Source organism: Nocardioides dilutus, from assembly GCF_054779555.1.
Window position 1 is genome coordinate 647,933 of the sequence record NZ_BAAGYA010000003.1, and the last position, 19,496, is coordinate 667,428.

General features: G+C 70.0%; 17 protein-coding genes. 1 reads left to right on the forward strand and 16 read right to left on the reverse strand.

Annotated elements, in window-relative coordinates:
- Positions 1-11: 11 nt before the first annotated feature.
- From ACYVC6_RS18830 to ACYVC6_RS18875, 10 genes are all read right to left on the reverse strand, one after another.
- A complete protein-coding gene (locus ACYVC6_RS18830; RefSeq protein WP_460715990.1) occupies positions 12-962 on the reverse strand; it encodes an FKBP-type peptidyl-prolyl cis-trans isomerase in 951 nt (316 codons plus the stop codon).
- Between the two features lie 65 nt (positions 963-1,027).
- Positions 1,028-2,389, reverse strand: a complete 1,362-nt coding sequence (gene pafA / locus ACYVC6_RS18835) for a Pup--protein ligase (protein ID WP_460715991.1) — start codon at positions 2,387-2,389, stop codon at positions 1,028-1,030.
- A 93-nt stretch (positions 2,390-2,482) separates the two neighbouring features.
- On the reverse strand, positions 2,483-3,688 hold the full coding sequence (locus ACYVC6_RS18840) for an acyltransferase family protein (RefSeq protein ID WP_460715992.1): 1,206 nt from the start codon (positions 3,686-3,688) through the stop codon (positions 2,483-2,485).
- Between the two features lie 78 nt (positions 3,689-3,766).
- Complete coding sequence (prcA, locus tag ACYVC6_RS18845; RefSeq protein WP_460715993.1) at positions 3,767-4,702, reverse strand: proteasome subunit alpha; 936 nt, start codon at positions 4,700-4,702, stop codon at positions 3,767-3,769.
- The gene (prcB, locus tag ACYVC6_RS18850; RefSeq protein ID WP_460716518.1) at positions 4,699-5,556 is read right to left on the reverse strand and encodes a proteasome subunit beta; all 858 of its coding nucleotides are present in this window, start codon (positions 5,554-5,556) and stop codon (positions 4,699-4,701) included. Before prcB ends, prcA begins: the two co-directional genes overlap by 4 nt.
- Positions 5,556-5,753: a ubiquitin-like protein Pup gene (locus ACYVC6_RS18855; protein WP_460715994.1), complete on the reverse strand. Its 198-nt coding sequence runs from the start codon at positions 5,751-5,753 to the stop codon at positions 5,556-5,558. The genes prcB and ACYVC6_RS18855 overlap by 1 nt, the downstream gene beginning before the upstream one ends.
- A 253-nt stretch (positions 5,754-6,006) precedes the next feature.
- On the reverse strand, positions 6,007-7,515 hold the full coding sequence (dop, locus tag ACYVC6_RS18860; protein ID WP_460715995.1) for a depupylase/deamidase Dop: 1,509 nt from the start codon (positions 7,513-7,515) through the stop codon (positions 6,007-6,009).
- Between the two features lie 194 nt (positions 7,516-7,709).
- Positions 7,710-9,461, reverse strand: coding sequence for a proteasome ATPase (gene arc / locus ACYVC6_RS18865; protein ID WP_460715996.1), 1,752 nt, complete (start codon positions 9,459-9,461; stop codon positions 7,710-7,712).
- A 72-nt stretch (positions 9,462-9,533) separates the two neighbouring features.
- Positions 9,534-10,517, reverse strand: a complete 984-nt coding sequence (locus ACYVC6_RS18870) for a tRNA (adenine-N1)-methyltransferase (RefSeq protein WP_460715997.1) — start codon at positions 10,515-10,517, stop codon at positions 9,534-9,536.
- Positions 10,518-10,564: 47 nt separating this feature from the next.
- Positions 10,565-11,710: a M50 family metallopeptidase gene (locus ACYVC6_RS18875; protein ID WP_460715998.1), complete on the reverse strand. Its 1,146-nt coding sequence runs from the start codon at positions 11,708-11,710 to the stop codon at positions 10,565-10,567.
- A 54-nt stretch (positions 11,711-11,764) separates the two neighbouring features.
- Here ACYVC6_RS18875 and ACYVC6_RS18880 point away from each other — a divergent pair, with 54 nt between their 5' ends.
- Positions 11,765-12,658, forward strand: a complete 894-nt coding sequence (locus ACYVC6_RS18880) for a RecB family exonuclease (protein ID WP_460715999.1) — start codon at positions 11,765-11,767, stop codon at positions 12,656-12,658.
- Here the strand turns inward: ACYVC6_RS18880 and ACYVC6_RS18885 are convergent.
- The 6 genes from ACYVC6_RS18885 to ACYVC6_RS18910 form a co-directional block, all read right to left on the reverse strand.
- Positions 12,631-13,944: an ABC transporter ATP-binding protein gene (locus ACYVC6_RS18885; protein WP_460716000.1), complete on the reverse strand. Its 1,314-nt coding sequence runs from the start codon at positions 13,942-13,944 to the stop codon at positions 12,631-12,633. The genes ACYVC6_RS18880 and ACYVC6_RS18885 overlap by 28 nt on opposite strands.
- On the reverse strand, positions 13,928-14,968 hold the full coding sequence (locus tag ACYVC6_RS18890) for an ABC transporter ATP-binding protein (protein ID WP_460716001.1): 1,041 nt from the start codon (positions 14,966-14,968) through the stop codon (positions 13,928-13,930). The genes ACYVC6_RS18885 and ACYVC6_RS18890 overlap by 17 nt, the downstream gene beginning before the upstream one ends.
- Positions 14,965-15,933 carry an ABC transporter permease gene (locus ACYVC6_RS18895; RefSeq protein WP_460716002.1) on the reverse strand — a complete coding sequence of 323 codons (969 nt, stop codon included), beginning with the start codon at positions 15,931-15,933 and terminating at the stop codon, positions 14,965-14,967. Before ACYVC6_RS18895 ends, ACYVC6_RS18890 begins: the two co-directional genes overlap by 4 nt.
- A gap of 23 nt (positions 15,934-15,956) precedes the next feature.
- The gene (locus ACYVC6_RS18900; RefSeq protein WP_460716003.1) at positions 15,957-16,985 is read right to left on the reverse strand and encodes an ABC transporter permease; all 1,029 of its coding nucleotides are present in this window, start codon (positions 16,983-16,985) and stop codon (positions 15,957-15,959) included.
- Positions 16,986-17,089: 104 nt separating this feature from the next.
- A complete protein-coding gene (locus tag ACYVC6_RS18905; RefSeq protein ID WP_460716004.1) occupies positions 17,090-18,712 on the reverse strand; it encodes an ABC transporter substrate-binding protein in 1,623 nt (540 codons plus the stop codon).
- Between the two features lie 125 nt (positions 18,713-18,837).
- On the reverse strand, positions 18,838-19,476 hold the full coding sequence (locus ACYVC6_RS18910; protein WP_460716005.1) for an HAD family hydrolase: 639 nt from the start codon (positions 19,474-19,476) through the stop codon (positions 18,838-18,840).
- Between the last annotated feature and the right edge of the window lie 20 nt (positions 19,477-19,496).

Here is a 19,496-nt window from a genome sequence, read left to right on the forward strand (position 1 = left end):
GTCCCGGTCGCTCAGGCCGTGGCCAGGACGTCGATCACGAAGTAGAGGGTGTCCGTGCGCTTGATCCCGGCGTCGGGGTTGCCCTCCTCGCCGTAGCCCAGGTCCGGTGGGACCGCGATCACCATCCGGGTGCCGACGGTGGCTCCGACGAGCGCCTGGTCCCAGCCCTTGATGACCGCACCCTTGCCGATCGCGAACGAGGTCGGCGTGGTGCTGAAGTTCTCGTCGAACGGCTTCTTGCCGCCGTAGACCTGGCCGAGGTAGCGCACCACGATCGCGTTGCCCGTCTCGACCACGGCGCCGTCGCCCTCGAACAGCACCGCCTTCTGGAGGTCGGGAGTCGGCTCGGGCACGCCCTCGAAGTCGAACCCCGAGACAACACCCTTCTTGAACTCCAGGGCCGGCACCCAGGCCGGCGCGGGCGGGCGGGTGCCCGTGGGGCCGTCGTCGATGCCCGAGGCCAGGTCGACGATCACCAGGACGGAGTCCTTGTTGCCGATGCCGAGTGTGGCGTTGCCGGCCTCGCCGAACGCCTCCTCCGCCGAGCTCGTCACGGCGATCCGGGACCCGATGGTGGCGCCCTTGATGGAGGTCAGGAACGGCGGGAGCTGGTCGTCGACGGTCACGAGCTCGGCGGTGGCGTCCTCGTCGTGGGTGCTGAACGCCTTGGTCTCGGTGAACCCGTTGCCGATCCACAGGTGCGCCAGGACCTGGTCGCCGTCCTCGAGCTCGGCACCTTCGCCGGTCACCAGGGTCTCCGCCTCGATCTTTCCGGCGGTCATCTGGCTGGTCCAGCTCACCTGCGGCTCCTGGCCGACCTCGCCGCTGATCTCCACGGCGGCCAGGCGCTCCTTCGTGGGCTCGGCAGGGGCGGGCTCGTCGCCGCAGGCGGCCAGAGCCAAGGACAGGCACAGACTCAGCAGTGCAGGGACGAGCAGGGGCAGACGGCGCAGGGCAGACACGTGGAGACCTTCGAGTAAGGGCGGCAAGTACCGGGCGAAACCCTAACGGGCTCGCCTGAGAGTTGTTACATGCCGTCGATGAGCCGTTGAACGCGCTCGTCGTAGGCACGGAACGGGTCCTTGCACAGCACGGTGCGCTGCGCCTGGTCGTTGAGCTTGAGGTGCACCCAGTCGACGGTGAAGTCGCGGCGGCGTTCCTGCGCCCGCCGGATGAACTCGCCGCGCAGCCGGGCCCGGGTGTTCTGGGGCGGCACGGACTTGGCCTCGAAGATCTTGAGGTCGGTCGTCACCCGGGCCACCGCCCCGCGCTTCTCCAGCAGGTAGTAGAGCCCTCGGCCGCGATGGATGTCGTGGTAGGCCAGGTCCAGCTGGGCGATCCGCGGGTGACCGAGCGGAAGGCCGTGCTTGGCCCGGTAGCGCTCGATCAGCTTCCACTTGATGACCCAGTCGATCTCCCGGTCGACGAGACCGAGGTCGTCGGACTCGACCGCCTTGAGGGCCCGCTCCCAGAGGTCGAGGGTCCGCTCGATCGTCGGCGTGCTGATGCCGCGCCGGTCGACGAAGTCACGCGCCTTGCCGAGGTATTCGGCCTGGATCTCCAGCGCGCTGGCCTCCCGCCCGTTGGCCAGCCGCACCTTCCGCTGTCCGGTGACGTCGTGGGAGATCTCCCTGATCGCGCGGATCGGGTTCTCCATCGTGAGGTCGCGCATCACCACGCCCTCCTCGATCATCCGCAGCACCAGGTCGCAGCTGGCGACCTTCAGCAGCGTCGTCGTCTCGCTCATGTTGGAGTCGCCGACGATCACGTGGAGGCGGCGGTACTTCTCCGCGTCCGCGTGCGGCTCGTCGCGGGTGTTGATGATCGGCCGGCTCCGGGTGGTCGCGCTCGAGACGCCCTCCCAGATGTGCTCGGCCCGCTGGGAGACGGAGTAGGACGCCCCGCGCGGGGTCTGGGTGACCTTGCCCGCGCCGACGATGATCTGGCGGGTCACCAGGAACGGGATCAGGACGTCTGCGAGCCGGCTGAACTCGCCCGCCCGGCCCACCAGGTAGTTCTCGTGGCAGCCGTAGGAGTTGCCCGCCGAGTCGGTGTTGTTCTTGAACAGGTAGATCTCGCCGGCGATGCCCTCGTCGTGGAGCCGCTGCTCGGCGTCGAGGAGCAGGCCCTCGAGCACCCGCTCCCCCGCCTTGTCATGGGTGACCAGTTCGACGACGTCGTCGCACTCGGGGGTGGCGTACTCGGGATGGCTGCCCACGTCGAGGTAGAGGCGGGCGCCGTTGCGCAGGAACACGTTGCTGCTGCGCCCCCAGCTGACCACCTTGCGGAACAGGTAGCGGGCGACCTCGTCGGGGCTCAACCGCCGCTGGCCCTTGAACGTGCACGTGACGCCGTACTCGTTCTCGATCCCGAAGATCCGGCGGTCCACGGTACGAGCCTACGGGGCGCAGCGCGGTCGGGGTGCACGTCGCGCCGGGTCGTCGGGGATCATTCTGCGGCGACGCCGCCGGTCAGGAGCACCTCACAGGAGCCGCTGGACTCCGGGAACCCGGTGGATCAGCAGGTGCGCCGCCGCGAAGGAGGAAGCCACCGCCGCGATGGCGACGACCACCGCCTTGACCTCCGCAGGCAGCTCGAGGGGCCGGATCAGGACCGCGATCCCCAGGAGGAACACCGTCTGCAGCATGAACGCGCCGTAGGCGGCCCGGTTGAGCACCCTGTCGCCGCGGAACCTGCGGTCGAGGCGGCGCTGGGCGACACCGAGAAGCCAGATGGACCCGGTGAGCGTGAGCACCGCCTCGACCGCTGCGAACGCCGCGGCGGGCCAGCTCCAGCCTCCGAGTGCGTCGTCCACGCGGTCGAGCAGCACGGCCAGCGCCGTGAGCATGGCCATGGCTCCCGCGGCCAGCAGGGTCGCCGTACGCGAGCCCCTCAGGAGGGGCGCCGGAACCGCCGTGGCCAGGCTCCCCCTCGCGCCTCGCGTGCCGAGGACGAACACGGCGGCGCACGCGGGCCACTCCCAGAAGTTCAGGTCGGTGAACCCGCTCTCCGACCCGTACGGCCAGAGCAGCCTGACGGCGAAGGAGACGGGTGCGATCGCGGCCGCGAGCAGGAGCAGCCGTCCGACGGTCAGGTCGCGAGGGCTGCGCGACCGCGAGGTGGTGAGCCGCCGTGAGCCTGCGTAGGCGAGCGAGAAGACCAGGAGGACGCCGACGAACCACAGCGGGCCCGTGTCGAGCCGGCCCTGGACCAGGTAGAGGTCCCAGAACCCGCTGTCCACCCGATACGGGCCGTCGCTGCTGCCCACCTGGTGCACCAGGGCGTACTTCAACCCGGGCTGCACCAGCAGCACGTAGACCAGGAACGGGACCCCCAGTCGCAACAGCCGGTCCGAGACGAAGCGCTTGGTGCCCTTGCGGTCCAGGGACCCGGGCGTCAGGAGCCCGGCCACCAGGAAGAAGAGCGGGATCACGAACAGGCCGAACGGGCCGGCCACCACGAACAGCGCGACCTGGGTCACCTGGGTCAGCGTCACCTCGCGGAACTCGGTGTAGGTCCACACCTCGAGGGCGTCGGCGTATCCCAGGACGGCGTGGACCACGATGATCGCGCCGATCAGCAGCGTCTTGAGGTTGTCCACGTAGACGTGCCGGGTGGAAGCGCGCCTGTCGGCCGCATCGGCGCTCCCAGCGGGCGCAGGCCCGCCGCCCGGCGAGCCGGCGTCCATGCTTCATGCTCGGCCGAGGTGGCGGTGCTCCGCCAGGGAAGAAGGACCTCGGAGGCCTGGGACGGACCCGCCCGGCGCTCAGTCCGGCGGACCGCCGCCAGGCTCCTGCTCAGCGTCGGTGGGAGGCGGTGACACCGGCGGAGGTGCGACCGGGTCCTGGAGAGGCGGCACGTCGCCGCTGACCTGGTCGGTCGGGTCCGTGGGGTCGTCGGGGGTGCCGTCTGTCGAGGCCGCACCTGGCGCATGGGCGTCCGGTTCGGCCGCCGGTGCCATGTCACCGGCCGGTGCCGGCGAGGACGGGCCACGGTCGCCGAGGAGTGCCTCGAGCCGGTAGGGGCCGATCCGGGCGAACTTGCGTGGCTGGGCGCGGGTGCGGTCCAGGACGGCCACCTCGAGATCCTTGACCGGGATCACCCGGTCCTGCGGCTCGCCGCGCTCGTCGGTGGTGTGACCCAGGGCGGCGACCGCCAGGGCGACGGCCTCGGCCAGGGCGGACCCTTCCTGGTAGTGCTCGGCGAGGTAGCCCGCGACGACGTCGGCCGCGCCGCCCATGACGGCGTAGCGGTGCTCGTCGGCCACCTGTCCGTCGTAGGTGAGCCGGTAGATCTGGTCGTCGCCGGGCGCGTCGCCGATCTCGGCCACGAAGAGCTCGACCTCGTAGGGCTTCTCACCGCCGCTGGAGAAGATCGTGCCGAGGGTCTGTGCGTAGGCGTTGGCCAGTCCGCGACCGGTGACGTCGCGGCGGTCGTAGGCGTAGCCACGCATGTCCGCGAGCCGGACGCCGGCGATCCGGAGGTTCTCGAACTCGTTGTAGCGGCCGACCGCGGCGAACGCGATGCGGTCGTAGATCTCGGAGACCTTGTGGAGGGCTTGGGACGGGTTCTCACTGGCGAACAGCACGCCGTCGGCGTACTGCACCGCGACCACCGAACGCCCCCGGGAGATGCCCTTGCGCGCGAAGTCCGCCCGGTCCTTCATCAGCTGCTCGGGCGAGACGTAGAACGGCATGCTCATGCGTCGTCACCCCCGCCGGTCAGCTCGGAGGCGGGCCCGTCGGGGCGGGTCATCCGGCCGGCGATCACGCGGTCGGCCAGGGCGGCGACGTCGGCGTCGGGCACCCGGCGCCCGCCTTCGACCGTGATCACCTGGATGACCGGGAAGATCCGGCGGGCCAGGTCCGGTCCGCCGGTGGCGGAGTCGTCGTCGGCGGCGTCGTAGAGCGCCTGGATGACCGCTGTGATGCAGCCTTCGACGTCGAGGTCGTCGCGGTAGAGCTTCTTGAGCGCCCCGCGGGCGAACATCGAGCCGGAGCCGACCGAGTGGAAGGCGGTCTCCTCGTAGCGCCCGCCGGTCACGTCGTAGCTGAAGATCCGGCCCTGGCCGGCCTCGAGGTCGTAGCCGGCGAAGAGCGGGACCACGGCGAGGCCCTGCATCGCCATCCCCAGGTTGCCGCGGATGAGTGCGGCGAGACGGTTGGCCTTGCCGTCCATCGAGAGCGTGATGCCCTCGATCTTCTCGTAGTGCTCGAGCTCGGTCTGGAAGAGCCGGACCAGCTCCACCGCGAGTCCTGCTGCGCCGGCGATCCCGACGGCGGAGAACTCGTCGGCCGGGAAGACCTTCTGGATGTCCCGCTGGGCGATGATGTTGCCCATGGTGGCCCGGCGGTCGCCGGCCATCACGACCCCGCCGGGGAAGGTGGCGGCCACGATCGTGGTGCCGTGGGGCGCCAGGTCGGAGGCGTCACCACCCGGAAGGCCACGGCGGGCGGGAAGCAGGTCTGGCGCCTGCCCGGCCAGGAAGTCGGCGAAGGAGGACGTGCCCGGCTGGAGATAGGCAGCCGGGAGACGGCTGTCGCCGTGGGGCGCGATCACTCGCCGCCCTTCTGGATGAACGACTTGACGAAGTCCTCGGCGTTGGTCTCGAGCACGTCGTCGATCTCGTCGAGGATCGCGTCGATGTCGTCGTCGAGCGCCTCCTTGCGCTCCGCGACGTCGGTCTCGACGACCTCTTCGGTCGTCTCCTCCGCCTCCGTGGACTTGCGCGGCTGCTTCTGCTCCTGGGCCATGTCACGAGACTAGTCGAGTGGGACGCAGGAGCACTCGACGTGTCTCGGGAGGTCGAGCAAGCCCCGGGACCGAGGAACGAGGTCCCGACGGGCGGGTCGAGACCCACCGAAACCGGGCGCTGCCAACCCGAACGACCTGGGCTAGGTCCCAGCGAACCTTGCGGAGGTCTCGTCACGCTCCGTTGCGACCTCGTCCCTCGGTCGCAGTCGCTGCTCGACCAGCATCGACGCGGTTGCTCCTCGTTCCTCGGAGCTACCTCGTCAGCTCCGCGACCAGGGCCTCAGCGGTCTCGGAGCGGTCGAGCAGGTCTCCGACGTGCGCCTTGCTGCCGCGCAGGGGGTCGATGGTGGGCACGCGCTGGAGGGACTCGCGGCCGGGCAGGTCGAAGATCACCGAGTCCCATGAGGCTGCGGCGACCGCGCCGGCGAACTTGGAGAGGCAGCGGCCCCGGAAGTAGGCCCGGGTGTCCTCCGGCGGCTCGTGCATCGCGGCGTCGACCTCCGCGTCGGCGAGCAGTCGCTCGATCCGGCCGGCCGCGACGAGCCGGTGGTAGAGGCCCTTCTCCGGGCGGATGTCGGAGTACTGGTAGTCGATCAGCTCGAGCTTGGCGTCGCCCCAGTCCAGGCCGTCGCGCTGCCGGTACTGCTCGAGGAGCTTCAGCTTGGCCACCCAGTCGAGCTCCGAGGCGCACAGCATCGGGTCTCGCTCCAGCCGGTCCAGCACGGACTCCCAGCGCGCCAGCACGTCGACGGTCTGCGCGTCGGCGTCCGCGCCGTACCTGTCCTCGACGTACTTCTTCGCGAGGTCGAGGTATTCCAGCTGGAGCTGCACGGCCGTCAGCACACGTCCGTCGGCCATCGTGACGGTCTGCTTGAGCGTCGGGTCGTGCGACACGGCGCGCAGTGCCGACACCGGCCCATCCACGGTGAGCGGCGCGCCGAGGAACCGGTCCTCGATCATCGACAGCACCAGCGCGGTGGTGCCGACCTTGAGGTAGGTGGAGACCTCGGACAGGTTGGCATCGCCGATGATGACGTGCAGCCGTCGGTACTTCTCCGGGTCCGCGTGCGGCTCGTCGCGGGTGTTGATGATCGGCCGCTTCAGCGTGGTCTCCAGGCCGACCTCGACCTCGAAGAAGTCGGCGCGCTGGCTGATCTGGAACCCGTCGTCGCGGCCGTCCTGGCCGATCCCGACCCGGCCGGCCCCGGTCACGACCTGCCGGCTGACGAAGAACGGGGTGAGGTGCCGGACGATGTCGGCGAACGGCGTCGAGCGCCGCATCAGGTAGTTCTCGTGGGCGCCGTAGGACGCGCCCTTGTTGTCGGTGTTGTTCTTGTAGAGCACGATCGGCGCTCCACCCGGCAGCTGGCTGGCCCGGCGTGCGGCGTCGAGCATCACCTGCTCCCCCGCCTTGTCCCAGCGCACGATGTCGAGCGGGGTGGTGACCTCGGGTGTGGAGTATTCCGGGTGTGCGTGGTCGACGTAGAGCCGCGCCCCGTTGGTCAGGATGACGTTGGCCAGGCCCATGTCTTCGTCGGTGAGCTGGCTCGGGTCAGCGACCTGGCGGGACATGTCGAAGCCGCGGGCGTCGCGCAGTGGCGACTCCTCCTCGAAGTCCCAGCGCGCCCGTCGGGCCTTGAGCGTGGCCGAGGCGTAGGCGTTGACCACCTGCGAGGAGGCCACCATCGGGTTAGCCGTCGGCTGACCGACCACCGAGATGCCGTACTCGACCTCGGTGCCCATCACCCGGCGCACGCTCATGGCACGAGACTACGCGGGGCGCCTCGCCGGGCAGGGCCGGATGGGCGTGTGGCGACCGCCTCAGATCCTGCTGCGACCCCGTCCGCGCATGAGCATGAGGACGAGGGCGATGACGCCGATGACGGCCAGGATGATGAGTACGGTTCGCATGCCGGACCGGTACCCGCAACGGCCCGGTAGCACGCGTGGAGCCCCTAGAGGTACTGGCCGGTGTTGGCGACGGTGTCGATGGACCGGCCCGGCTCGGTGCCGGACTTGCCCGTGATGAGGGTGCGGATGAACACGATCCGCTCGCCCTTCTTGCCCGAGATCCGCGCCCAGTCGTCGGGGTTGGTGGTGTTGGGGAGGTCCTCGTTCTCCTTGAACTCGTCCACGCAGGCCTGGAGCAGGTGTGACACGCGCAGGCCGCGCTGGTCGTGGTCGAGGAAGTCCTTGATAGCCATCTTCTTGGCCCGGTCGACGATGTTCTGGATCATCGCGCCGGAGTTGAAGTCCTTGAAGTAGAGGACCTCCTTGTCACCGTTGGCGTAGGTGACCTCGAGGAACCTGTTCTCCTCGGTCTCGGTGTACATCCGCTCGACGGTCGCCTGGATCATCCCGGCGACACAAGCGTCACGGTCACCGCCGAACTCGGCGATGTCGTCGGCGTGCAGCGGCAGCGAGGTGAGGAGGTACTTGCTGAAGATGTCGCGGGCGGACTCGGCGTCCGGACGCTCGATCTTGATCTTCACGTCGAGGCGCCCGGGTCGGAGGATCGCCGGGTCGATCATGTCCTCGCGGTTGGAGGCACCGATCACCAGGACGTTCTCGAGGAGCTCGACGCCGTCGATCTCACTGAGCAGCTGGGGGACGATGGTGTTCTCCACGTCGGAGGACACCCCGGAGCCGCGGGTTCGGAACAGCGAGTCCATCTCGTCGAAGAACACGATCACGGGGGTGCCCATGCTCGCCTTCTCGCGGGCGCGCTGGAACACCAGCCGGATGTGGCGCTCGGTCTCGCCGACGTACTTGTTGAGCAGCTCTGGGCCCTTGATGTTGAGGAAGTAGGACTTCCCCTCCTGGCCGGTCTTCTCGCTGACCTTCTTGGCCAGCGAGTTGGCGACCGCCTTGGCGATCAGCGTCTTGCCACAGCCGGGCGGGCCATAGAGCAGCACACCCTTGGGCGGCTTCAGCTGGTGTTCCTTGAAGAGCTCGGGGTGGAGGTAGGGCAGCTCGACAGCGTCCCGGATCTGCTCGATCTGGCCCGCGAGCCCACCGATCGACTCGTAGGCGATGTCCGGGACCTCCTCGAGGACCAGCTCCTCGACCTCGGACTTCGGGACCTTCTCGTAGACGTAGCCGGCCCGCGAGTCGAGCAGCAGCGAGTCGCCGGCTCGGATGGTCTCGTTGCGCAGTGGCTCGGCGAGGCGGACCACCCGCTCCTCGTCGGCGCTCGCGATCACCAGGGCACGCTCGCCGTCGGCGAGCAGCTCCTTGAACATCACGACCTCGCCGACCTCTTCGAAGTCGAAGGCGGCGACCACGTTGAGGGCCTCGTTGAGCATGACCTCCTGGCCGCGGCGCAGGGACTCGATGTCGACCGAGGGGCTGACGTTGACCCGGAGCTTGCGGCCACCGGTGAACACATCGACGGAGTCGTCGTCGTTGCGGGTCAGGAAGGTGCCGAACCCGGCCGGCGGCTGGGCGAGCCGGTCGACCTCCTCCTTCAGCTTCATGATCTGGTCGCGGGCCTCACGCAGAGTCTGGGCGAGGCGCTCGTTCTGCGACGTCACCGCGGCCAGGGAGCGCTGCGCGTCGGCGAGGCGGAGCTCCAGTCCGCGGGAGCCGGTCGGCGCGTCGGAGAGCCGACGCCGGAGGTCGGAGACCTCGGCCTCCAGGAAACGCACCTGGCTGGCCAGCTCCTCGGGACTCAGGTCCCCGTTGGAACGACTGTCCGATGTCGGCATAGGTGTCACCTCCTGTGTTTGCGACCCTACCTGCGTTCACCACCCAGAAAAGCGCATACCGGGCGGTGTTGGTCACGGTTTCGCAGCGGTGGCCGGATCCTCAGCAGTGTCGTGCGGGGGTTGCTCGGGCACTCCGGGCGGACGCGGACCCGTGTAGTCGGGGCCGTAGGCACCAGGGGCCGGCCGTCGCTTCTTGACCGGCGGACGCTCTCCCGGCGCCATCCGCCGCGCGGTGACCAGGAAGGCGGTGTGCCCGATCATCGAGTGGGTGGGGCGCACCGCGAGGCCTTCGACGTGCCAGTCCCGCACCAGCGACTCCCAGGCGTGCGGCTCGGTGAAGCCACCGTGCACGCGGACCGTCTCGACGAAGAGCGAGAGCTGGGTCGTGGTGGCGACGTAGGCGCAGATGATGCCGCCGGGACGGAGGGCGTCCGCCGCGGCGTCCACGCACGCCCAGGGGTTGACCATGTCGAGGATGATCCGGTCGCACCGCTCCCCCGAGGCCGGCAGCGCCTCGGCCAGGTCACCCAGCGTGAGGTGCCAGGCCGGGTGGCTCTGCCCGTCCTTGACGCCGAAGAACTGGGTCACGTTGGCGCGGGCCACCTCGGCGAACTCCTCGCGCAGCTCGTAGGACGACACCCGGCCCTCGGGGCCGACCGCCCGGAGCAACGAACAGGTCAGCGCGCCGGAGCCGACCCCGGCCTCCACCACGTGGGCACCCGGGAAGATGTCGGCCATCGCGACGATCTGCGCAGCGTCCTTGGGGTAGACCACCGCAGCACCACGCGGCATCGACACCACGAACTCGCTCAACAGCGGCCGGAACACCAAATAGTCGCCGCCGGCCGACGAGGTCACCGTGAAGCCCTCCTCCCGCCCGATCAGCTCGTCGTGCTCCAGATGACCGCGGTTGGAGAAGAACCTCTTGCCCGCCTCGAGCGCGAAGTTGTGGCGGCGGCCCTTCTGGTCCACCAGCCGGACCCACTCGCCTTCACGGAGCGGGCCACGCTGGACTCCGGACCAGGCGTGCTGCGAAACCTCGGGCTCATCGGACACCTGCGGAACCCTAGTCGGCCCGACCGCTGCTCAGCCCGGATCCAGGCTCAGGGTCGCCCGGCCTCACGGAACGCCCGGTCCACGTCAGCGGTGGTCAGCACGCCGTAGATCGACCCGTCCGGCTCGACCAGGAGGTACTCGGTAGCGGGCGTCGTGGTGATCGCGCGCACCAGCGCCTCACCTGAGATGTCGGCAGGCAGCCGTAGCCCGTCCGCCAGCTCCCGGGCCACGGTGGAGGTGGCGACCCACGGCCGACGGTCGACGGGGGTCGCCAGCAGGGCCGCCTCGTTGACCACACCGACGGGCGCGCCGCCGCTGGTGACGGTGACGATGCCCCCCGCCTCGGCGTCCTGGGCACGGCGTACGGCCTCGGCGAGCGGGAGATCACCCGGAACGGCGAGGGTGCGGCGCGCCAGGCTGCGGGCGACCAGGACGGGGAACCGCCGGCGCACCCGGGCGGCGTTGATCGCCGCGGTCGCCCCGGTCCACAGGAACATCGCAATGACGAACGCCAGGATGTAGTCCACGACGTCCGGGGGCTCGCCGAGCAGACGCTCCTGGGCGACGGGCCAGAACAGCACCAGACCCGCCACGCCCCGGCCGGTCCAGCCCGCGACGATCGATCCCCGGTGGGGGTCGCCGGTCGCTCCCCAGACGGCCGCCTTGAGCACCCGGCCGCCGTCCAGGGGCAGCCCTGGGACCAGGTTGAGCGCGCCGACCAGCAGGTTGGCCCCGGCGAGTCCCTCGACCGCCACCAGGAGCAGGCCGTCCGGCGTCACGAACCAGAGCCCGACCGCCCCGGCGCCCACGACGAGCGACGTGAACGGCCCGACGACCGCGATCCAGAACTCCTGTCTCGGCCTCCGGGCCTCGGAGTCGATCGCGGTCATGCCGCCCAGGAAGTGCAGGGTGATCGAGGTGACCCGGTAGCCGTAGTGGCGGGCCATGTAGGCGTGCGAGGCCTCGTGCAGGAGCACGGACAGATAGAGGATCACCGCGAACGCCAGGCCCGCGACGTACTTGAAGGCTCCGAGGTCGGGCTGAACCTGCTCGATCCGCGGGGCGACGAGGATCGCGATCAGCCCCGCGATGACGAACCAGGTGGACGACACCAGGACATCGGCGCCGGCGAGGGTGCCGATCCGGAAGGTGCCCGGCGGTCGCGGCGTGGGGGACGACGCGGGCTCGGACACGTGTCCAATCTACGTCGACCTCCCACCGTCGGCGCTGCCCCCTACGCTCGCCGCATGACCGGCGGCGTCAGCGGGGCCGCGAGTCCACGGGTCGTGGGCTCGCTGTCGCCCAGCCGCGCCGCGGACTTCCTGAGCTGCGCGCTGATGTTCCGGTTCCGCACCGTCGACCGGCTGCCCGAGCCCTCCTCGCCCGACGCCGTGCGCGGGACGCTGGTGCACAAGGTCCTCGAGGACGTCTTCGACCTCCCCGCCGCCCAGCGGACCAGGGAGACCGCGCACGCGATGCTCGAGCCCACCTGGGCGGCCCTGCAGGCCGAGGAGCCCCGAGCGGCAGGGATCCTGGACGGCCTGGACGAGAGCGCCTGGCTGCGGTCCGCGCAGGAGGCCGTGGATCGTTGGTTCGAGCTGGAGGACCCGACCCGTCTCGAGCCCGCCGAGCGGGAGGCGCTCGTCGAGTGTCTGCTCGACTCCGGCCTGATGCTGCGCGGCATCATCGACCGGATCGACGTGGCGCCCGACGGTGCCGTGCGGATCAGTGACTACAAGACCGGGAACGCCGTCGCCGAGGGCTTCGAGGCCAGGGCACTGTTCCAGCTCCGGTTCTACGGGCTCATGATCTGGCGCACCAGGGGCGTGATCCCGAGCGTCATCCGGCTCGTCTACCTCGGCGACGGCCAGATCGTCTCTTGCGAGCCCGACGAGGCCGACCTGGTCGCGACCGAGCGCAAGATCCAGGCGATCTGGGCGGCGATCCAGGCGGCCCGGGAGACCGGGGACTACCAGCCGAGCCCCGGCCGCAACTGCGACTGGTGCGCCCACCACGCGTTGTGCCCAGTCTTCGGCGGCACCCCGCCGCCGCTCCCGCCCCGGCGGCCGCGGACCCCGGCGTCACGCTGGGCACGTCTCAAGGCCCGGCTGCGTCAGCTCTTCTCGCGCTCGTCCGGATAGAGCACGCACGCCACCTCGACCCCACCGACGGGCCGCAGGGCCGGGTCGTGCGGCGGGTGGAACTCGAGCCGCACCCCGCTCCCGTCCTCCTCGATCCCGGCGACGCCGCGCCAGAAGGGCTCCTCGGGGTTCTCGGCACGGATCCGGTTGAGCAGGGCCAGGGTGCCCTGGCTGTCCTTGACGCCCAGGTGGGCCGACAGCTCCGGCTTGTCGAGCTTGTCGAGGTCACCGACCATGTCGCGCTCGACGTCGTAGGTCGCGCCCGGGTTGCGGGTCCAGTGCTCCTCCAACAGCGTGCGCAGGTCCCGCGACTCCCAGCCGCACTCCTGGACCGCGACCGGGCACCGGGGGTGGAACGAGCAGCCGAGCGGTGGCACGGCGGCGTCGGGGATCTCCCCCCGGGGCAGGTCACGAGGCACCATCCGGTCAGGGTCCGGCTCGGGGATCGCCTTCAGCAGCGCCTTGGTGTAGGGGTGGCGGGGGTTGGCGAAGATCTCGTCGCTCGGCCCGATCTCCACGATCCGGCCGAGGTACATGATCGCGATCCGGTCGCAGATGTATTTCGCACTGGCGAGGTCGTGGGTGATGTAGACGTAGCTGAGGTCGAGCTGGGCCTTGAGGTCGAGCATCAGCTGCAGGATCTTGGCGCGGACGCTCATGTCCAGCATCGACACCGGCTCGTCGGCGATCAGGACCTCGGGCTCGAGGATGATCGCGCGGGCGATGACGGCCCGTTGCTTCTGGCCGCCGGAGAGGTCGGCGGGGTACTTCGTGAGGTAGCGCTCGACCGGGGAGAGCCCGACCCGCTCCAGCGCCTCGCAGACCTGGGCCCGCAGCTCGGCTCCCTTCAGCTTGCGGTGGATGACGAGCGGGTGCCCGATCGCCTCTTCGATGGTCATCCCGGGGTTGAGCGCCGCGCCGGGGTCCTGGAAGACCATCTGCATGCTGGTGCGCAGGGCCCGGAGGTCCCGCCCGCCGAGCTCGGAGACGACGACGTCCCCGCGGTCCCGGCCGTGGTAGGTGATGCTCCCCGCTGTGGCCGGCACCAGGCCGAGGATGGCGCGCCCCAGGGTCGTCTTCCCGCTGCCGGACTCCCCCACCAGGCCGAGCACCTCGCCCCGGCGGAGGGCGACGTTGACCCCGTCGATCGCCTTGACCGTGCGGCCCCGACGGCCGAGCAGCCGCGCCAGGGCGCTGCCCTGGAGGGCGAAGTGCACCTCGAGGTCGTGGGCCTCGACGACTGCGTCGGCGGCGGTGCGTGTCTGGCTCTCAGGCTTCGTCGGCAACCGAGATCACCTCCTTGGCCAAGGGAATGCGCTCGTCCTCGGTGAGCCGCACCAGGCCGTGGGCGAGATCGGCGGCCCAGCACTCCACCCGGCTGCCCCCCGGCATCTCCTTCGGTCCGGGCGCCTGGCGCTCGCACACCTGCATGGCGTCGGGGCACCGCGGGTGGAACCGGCAGCCCGGGGGCGGGTCGCTCAGATCCGGGGGCGCACCCTCGATGTAGTTGAGGCCGGTCGTGGAGAGCGAGATCGTCGAGCGCAGCAGCTCGCGGGTGTAGGGGTGCTGCGGCGACCGGAACACGGTGTGGGCGTCGCCGATCTCGACGATCCGCCCGGCGTACATCACCGCGACCCGGTCGCAGGCCTCGGCGATGATCCCGAGGTTGTGGGTGATCAGCAGCAGCGATGTCTCGTAGGTGTCGCGGAGGTCGTGCAGCATCCTGATGATCTGTGCCTCGACCAGCACATCCAGCGCGGTCGTCGGCTCGTCGGCGACGACGAACGAGGGTCGTAGCACCAGGGTGAGGGCGATCATCAGCCGCTGTCGCATCCCACCCGAGAACTCGTGGGGATAGGCCCGGAACCGGGTGGGCGGGATGCCCATCACCCGGAGCGCCTCGAGCGACCGGGCCTCGATCTCGTCCTTGCCGATCCCCCGGTGGTGCGTCCTCAACGTCTCCGAGAAGTGCTCGGAGATCCGCATCAGCGGGTTGAGCCGGGTCAGCGGCTCCTGGAAGATCAGGCCCAGCTCGCGGCCACGGAGGGCGTGCTGCTCACGCCGCTTCAGGCGGAGCATGTCGCGGTCCCGGAAGAACAGCTGACCGTCCCGGGCCGCGCCCTCGGGGAGCAGGCCGAGCAGGCCACGCCCCAGGGTGGACTTGCCGCAGCCGGACTCCCCGACCAGGCCCAGGATCTCCCCCGCCCGGATCTCGAAGCTCACGCCGTCGACCGCCCGCACGGGCAGGCCGGCCGTGCCGTACCAGACCCGCAGGTCGCGGGCGGAGATCACCACGTCGTCGGTCCTCACGGCCGCTGCCCTCCCCGTCCGCCCATCGTGGGCAGCGCCCCCGCGTGGTCGGTGACCGCGAGCGAGGGCATCCGCACCGGGATCAGCCGCCGCCGGCGCAGCGCCGGGTTGAGGGTCTCGTTGAGCCCCTCACCGACCAGCGTCAGACCGGTGATCAGCAGGATGATCGCGAGTCCCGGGAACAGGGCCGGCCACCACGTGCCGGCCTGCGCGTCGTCCAGCGCCCGGCTGAGGTCGTAGCCCCACTCGGACGCCTCCGTGGGCTGGATGCCGAAGCCGAGAAAGCCGAGTGCGGCCAGGGTGCTCAGCGCGTCGGCGGCGTTGAGGGTCCCGATCACGGGCACGGACTGGACGACGTTGCCGAAGAGGTACTTGCGCATGATCGTCCGCGGCGGGGCGCCGATCGCGCGCGCGGCCTCGACATAGACGGCCTCCTTGGTCGAGACCGTCGTGTTGCGCACGACGCGGAAGTACTGCGGGATGTAGATGCACGTCAGCGACAGCGCGGCCGCGACGACGCCGCCGCCGAGCGGCCCGCGCAGGAGGAACGAGAACACGATGGCGAGCAGGAGCGAGGGCAGCGCGTAGAGCGAGTCCATGACGAAGACCAGGGCCCGGTCGACCCAGCCCCCGACGAACCCCGACACCAGCCCGAGCGGGACGCCCAGGAAGATCGAGAACGCGACGGAGAGGAGGATGACCTCCAGTGCGGTGCGGGCCCCCCAGATCACCCTGGACCAGACGTCGTAGAACTGGTCGTTGGTCCCGAGCCAGTGCTCGCCCGACGGGTGCGCGAGCTTCGGCAGCTTGGTGCCGTCGACCTTGGACTGGTTGAACTCGTAGGGGGCGACCCACGGAGCCAGGGCCGCCAGCACCACGAAGGCGACCACGATGACCAGCCCGGCGACCAGGATCCACCGGGCCAGGCCACGCGTGTTCCAGATCGTGTTGAACCAGTGCCTCATCGGTGTCTCACCTCCCCGTCACCTCAGTACCTCACCCTCGGGTCGACCAGGGCGTTGAGGACGTCGACGAGCAGGCTCACGATCACGACGACCAGGGCGAAGAAGGTCACCAGGCCCTGCACCGCGACGTAGTCACGCGCGGTGACGTACTGCACCAGCTCAGTGCCGAGGCCCGGCCAGTTGAACGTGCGCTCGGTGAGGATCGCACCCGACAGGGTCAGCGCGACCTGCAGGCCGATCACCGTGATGACCGGGACGAGCGCGTTGCGGAACGCGTGCCGGCGCACGACCTGTCGCTCGGGGATGCCGCGGGCCCGGGCGGCCTCGACGTAGTCGCCCTGCATGGCCTGGATGACGTTGACCCGGACCAGCCGGATGATGACGCCGGACAACAGCAGACCGAGTGCGAAACACGGCAGGACGTGGTGCTTGAGGACGTCCTGCACCGCCGCGCCGTCACCGGCCAGGATCGTGTCGATCAACAGGACATGGGTGACGGGCTCGGTCGTGAACTTGGTCGTGACGCTGGCGATGTCATAGGTCGGCCAGCCGGGGAACAGCTTGACCACGAGCAGGACGAGCATGATGCCGACCCAGAAGATCGGCGCGGCGTAGCTCACGACGCCGAATACGCGGATCCCGGCGTCGAGGGCGGTGTCCCGGCGACGCCCGGCCAGCCGCCCCAGCGGCAGGCCGATGAGCAGCGCGAAGAGGAAGGCGCCGAGGGTCAGCGTCAGGGTCGCGCCGCCTTGGTCGCGGATGATGTCGAGGACCGGTCGGTTGTCGCTGATCGTGGCCCCGAAGTCGAGGCGGGCGACGTCTCCGAGGTAGTCGAGGTACTGCACCACCAAGGGGCGGTCGAGGCCGAGCGCGGCGCGCCGGGTGTCCAGGGCCTCCTCGCTCAGCTTGCCACCCACCGCCGCGGACACCGGGTCTCCCGGCGCCACCCGCAGCAGGAAGAAGACGATGGTCAGGAGCACCCAGATCATCGGTATGACCAGCAGGAGCCGGACCGCGATGTAGCGGGCCAGGGAACCTGACGAGGAGCTCAAGAGCGCGTCTCCGTTCCGAGTCGGGTCTGTGGGTGGGCGCCGGACCCTGGTCTATCAGGTCCGGCGCCCACCGCCGTCAGAGTGGGTCCCCGAGGGGTCCCACGTCACTCGGACTTGCTGATCCCCCAGAACCGGAAGATGTACGTCGGGTCCAGCGTCTCCTGGACGCCTTCGATCTGGTCGGTCGTGACCGCGACGTTCTGCCCGTTCCACGAGGGGATGAGCGGGACATCCTCGGCCACGATGTCCTGGAGCTGGCCGATCTGCTCCTCGCGGGCTGCCTCGTCGGTCTCCGCCAGCTCGGAGTCGAGCAGGGCGTTGACCTCCTCGTTGCTGTAGCCGTTGGCGAAGAAGCCCCCGTCACGGATGAACGGGGTCAGGTAGTTGTCCGCGTCCAGGATGTCGGGGTACCAGCCCAGGATGAACAGGTCGTAGGCGCCCTCCTTGTAGAGCGTCTGGTACTCCTCCCACTCGGCATCGGCGAGCTCGACCTCGAAGAGGCCGCTCGAGGTGAGCTGGTCGGCGAACTCGTTGGCCTCGTCCACGGCGTTGGGGCCGTAGTGCGTAGGCGTGTAGCCGAGGGTGATGCTCACGGGGGTCTTGACGCCCGCCTCATCGAGGATCGCCTTGGCCTTCGCCGGGTCAGGAGCGCCGTACTTCTCCTTGAACGAGTCCTTCTGCCCGCCGAAGCCCGGAGGCACGATCGAGTAGGACGGCGCGGTCGTGCCGTCGTAGGCGTTCGCCGTGATCGCATCACGGTCGATGATCTGCGCGGCTGCCTGGCGGACCGCCTTGTCCTTGGCCACCTCGTTGTTGAGCTGCCAGACCCAGTAGCGGAACTCCGATCCTTCACCACGGAGCACCTCGACCTCGCCGCCCTGCTCGAGGTCGTTGATGTCGGTGGGGCTCAGCGTGCGCCAGGCGATGTCGACCTGCCCGGTCTCGATCGCGGTCTTCAGCGGCGCCGGGTCGGCGAAGTACTGCACCGCGACCTGGTCGGCCTTCGGGGTCCGCGGGCCGTCGTACTCCGGGTTGGCCTCGAAGACCGCCTGCTCGCCGGCCTTGTACTGGCTGAGCATGTAGGGCCCGGAGCCGATGATGGCGTCGTCGGCCATCAGCGCGTCAGCGGGGAACGTCTCCTCGTCCACGATCGACGTGGTGGCGGTCGACAGCAGCTTGAGGAACGTCGTGTCCGCCGCGTTGAGGTGGAAGACCACCGTCAGGTCGTCGGGGGTCTCGATGGCGCCGTCGGCCAGGGCCGGGGCCTCCTCGTCGCCGTTGCTGATGTTGTAGAGGAGGACCGAGGAGCCGTTGGGGTCCGCGATCTCGATGTTGCGCTTCAGCGAGAACAGGACGTCGGACGACGTGAGGTCGTTGCCGTTGGAGAACTTCAGGCCCTCGCGGAGCGTGCAGGTGATCGTCTGCGGGTCGTCGTAGGCGCAGGACTCTGCCGCGTCGCTGACCGGCTCCTCCGCGCCCGCGGGGATGGTGAGTAGCTGCTCGAAGACCTGGTACTGCACGTTCCAGGAGCCGAAGTCGTAGGACCCGGCGGGATCCATCGCGGTCACCGACTCAGTGGTGCCGAGGACCCAGGGCGCGCTGGCCCCGGCGTCTCCGCCGCCGCCGCCGCCGTCACCGTCACCGTCGTCGTCGCTGCCGCAGGCAGCGAGCGTGAGGATCAGGCCGCTCACGCCGGCCAGGGCCAGAGCCCGTCGTGCTCGAAACACGTGTGTACCTCCCGATAGGCCGAGTTGCCCTCAGGAACCTAACCCCGCAGCAGCGGGGTCGCCAGAGCCCAGCGGCTCCGGACAGGTCGCGATCCGGCAACGATTCGGCGAGGAACTTCGCGGGATCAGGCCAATCCGGCGAGAGATTCCACGGTGACCCCGGTGAGAGAGGCGGCGAAGGTCCGGCCTCGGGCGGGGGTGACCTCGACGTGGTTCTGGACGACCAGGACCGGGCAGCCGGCGGCCTGTGCCGAGGTGGCCCCCGTGTTGGAGTCCTCGATGGCCACGCACTCCGCCGGAGCCAGGCCGAGGGCGGCGGCCGCGGTCAGGTAGGGCTCGGGGTGCGGCTTCCCGCGCTCGACCTGGTCGCCGGTGACGATCACCCGGAACGTCTCGGGGGGCAGGCCAGTGAGGATCGGGGCGACCAGGCGCTGGTAGGACATCGTGACGAGACCGCACGGGATCTCGGCCGCGCGGAGTCCCTCGAGCAGCTCGACGGCTCCCGGTCGCCAGGGCACTGCGTGCTCCACCTGTGAGACGACGCCCTCGACGAGGTAGTCCACGACCTCCTCGGCGCTCATCTCCAGGCCCATGACCTCGCGGATGTAGTGGCCGGACGCCAGCAGGTCGTTGCCGACGAGCTCGAGCGCGTGCTCGTGGCTCCACGTCGCGCCGTGTTGCTCGGCGAGTGCGAACTCGGTGGCGATCCAGTAGGGCTCGGTGTCCACGAGCGTGCCGTCGAGGTCCCAGAGGACGGCCTTCACGCGAGCGTCCCGCCGGGAGC

Coding starts and splice junctions, on each gene's coding strand:
- ACYVC6_RS18840 (WP_460715992.1), bottom strand. CDS start 3,688: ATGGACGCCGGCTCGCCGGGCGGCGGGCCTGCGCCCGCTGGGAGCGCC.
- prcA (WP_460715993.1), bottom strand. CDS start 4,702: ATGAGCATGCCGTTCTACGTCTCGCCCGAGCAGCTGATGAAGGACCGG.
- ACYVC6_RS18855 (WP_460715994.1), bottom strand. CDS start 5,753: ATGGCCCAGGAGCAGAAGCAGCCGCGCAAGTCCACGGAGGCGGAGGAG.
- dop (WP_460715995.1), bottom strand. CDS start 7,515: ATGAGCGTGCGCCGGGTGATGGGCACCGAGGTCGAGTACGGCATCTCG.
- arc (WP_460715996.1), bottom strand. CDS start 9,461: ATGCCGACATCGGACAGTCGTTCCAACGGGGACCTGAGTCCCGAGGAG.
- ACYVC6_RS18880 (WP_460715999.1), top strand. CDS start 11,765: ATGACCGGCGGCGTCAGCGGGGCCGCGAGTCCACGGGTCGTGGGCTCG.
- ACYVC6_RS18895 (WP_460716002.1), bottom strand. CDS start 15,933: ATGAGGCACTGGTTCAACACGATCTGGAACACGCGTGGCCTGGCCCGG.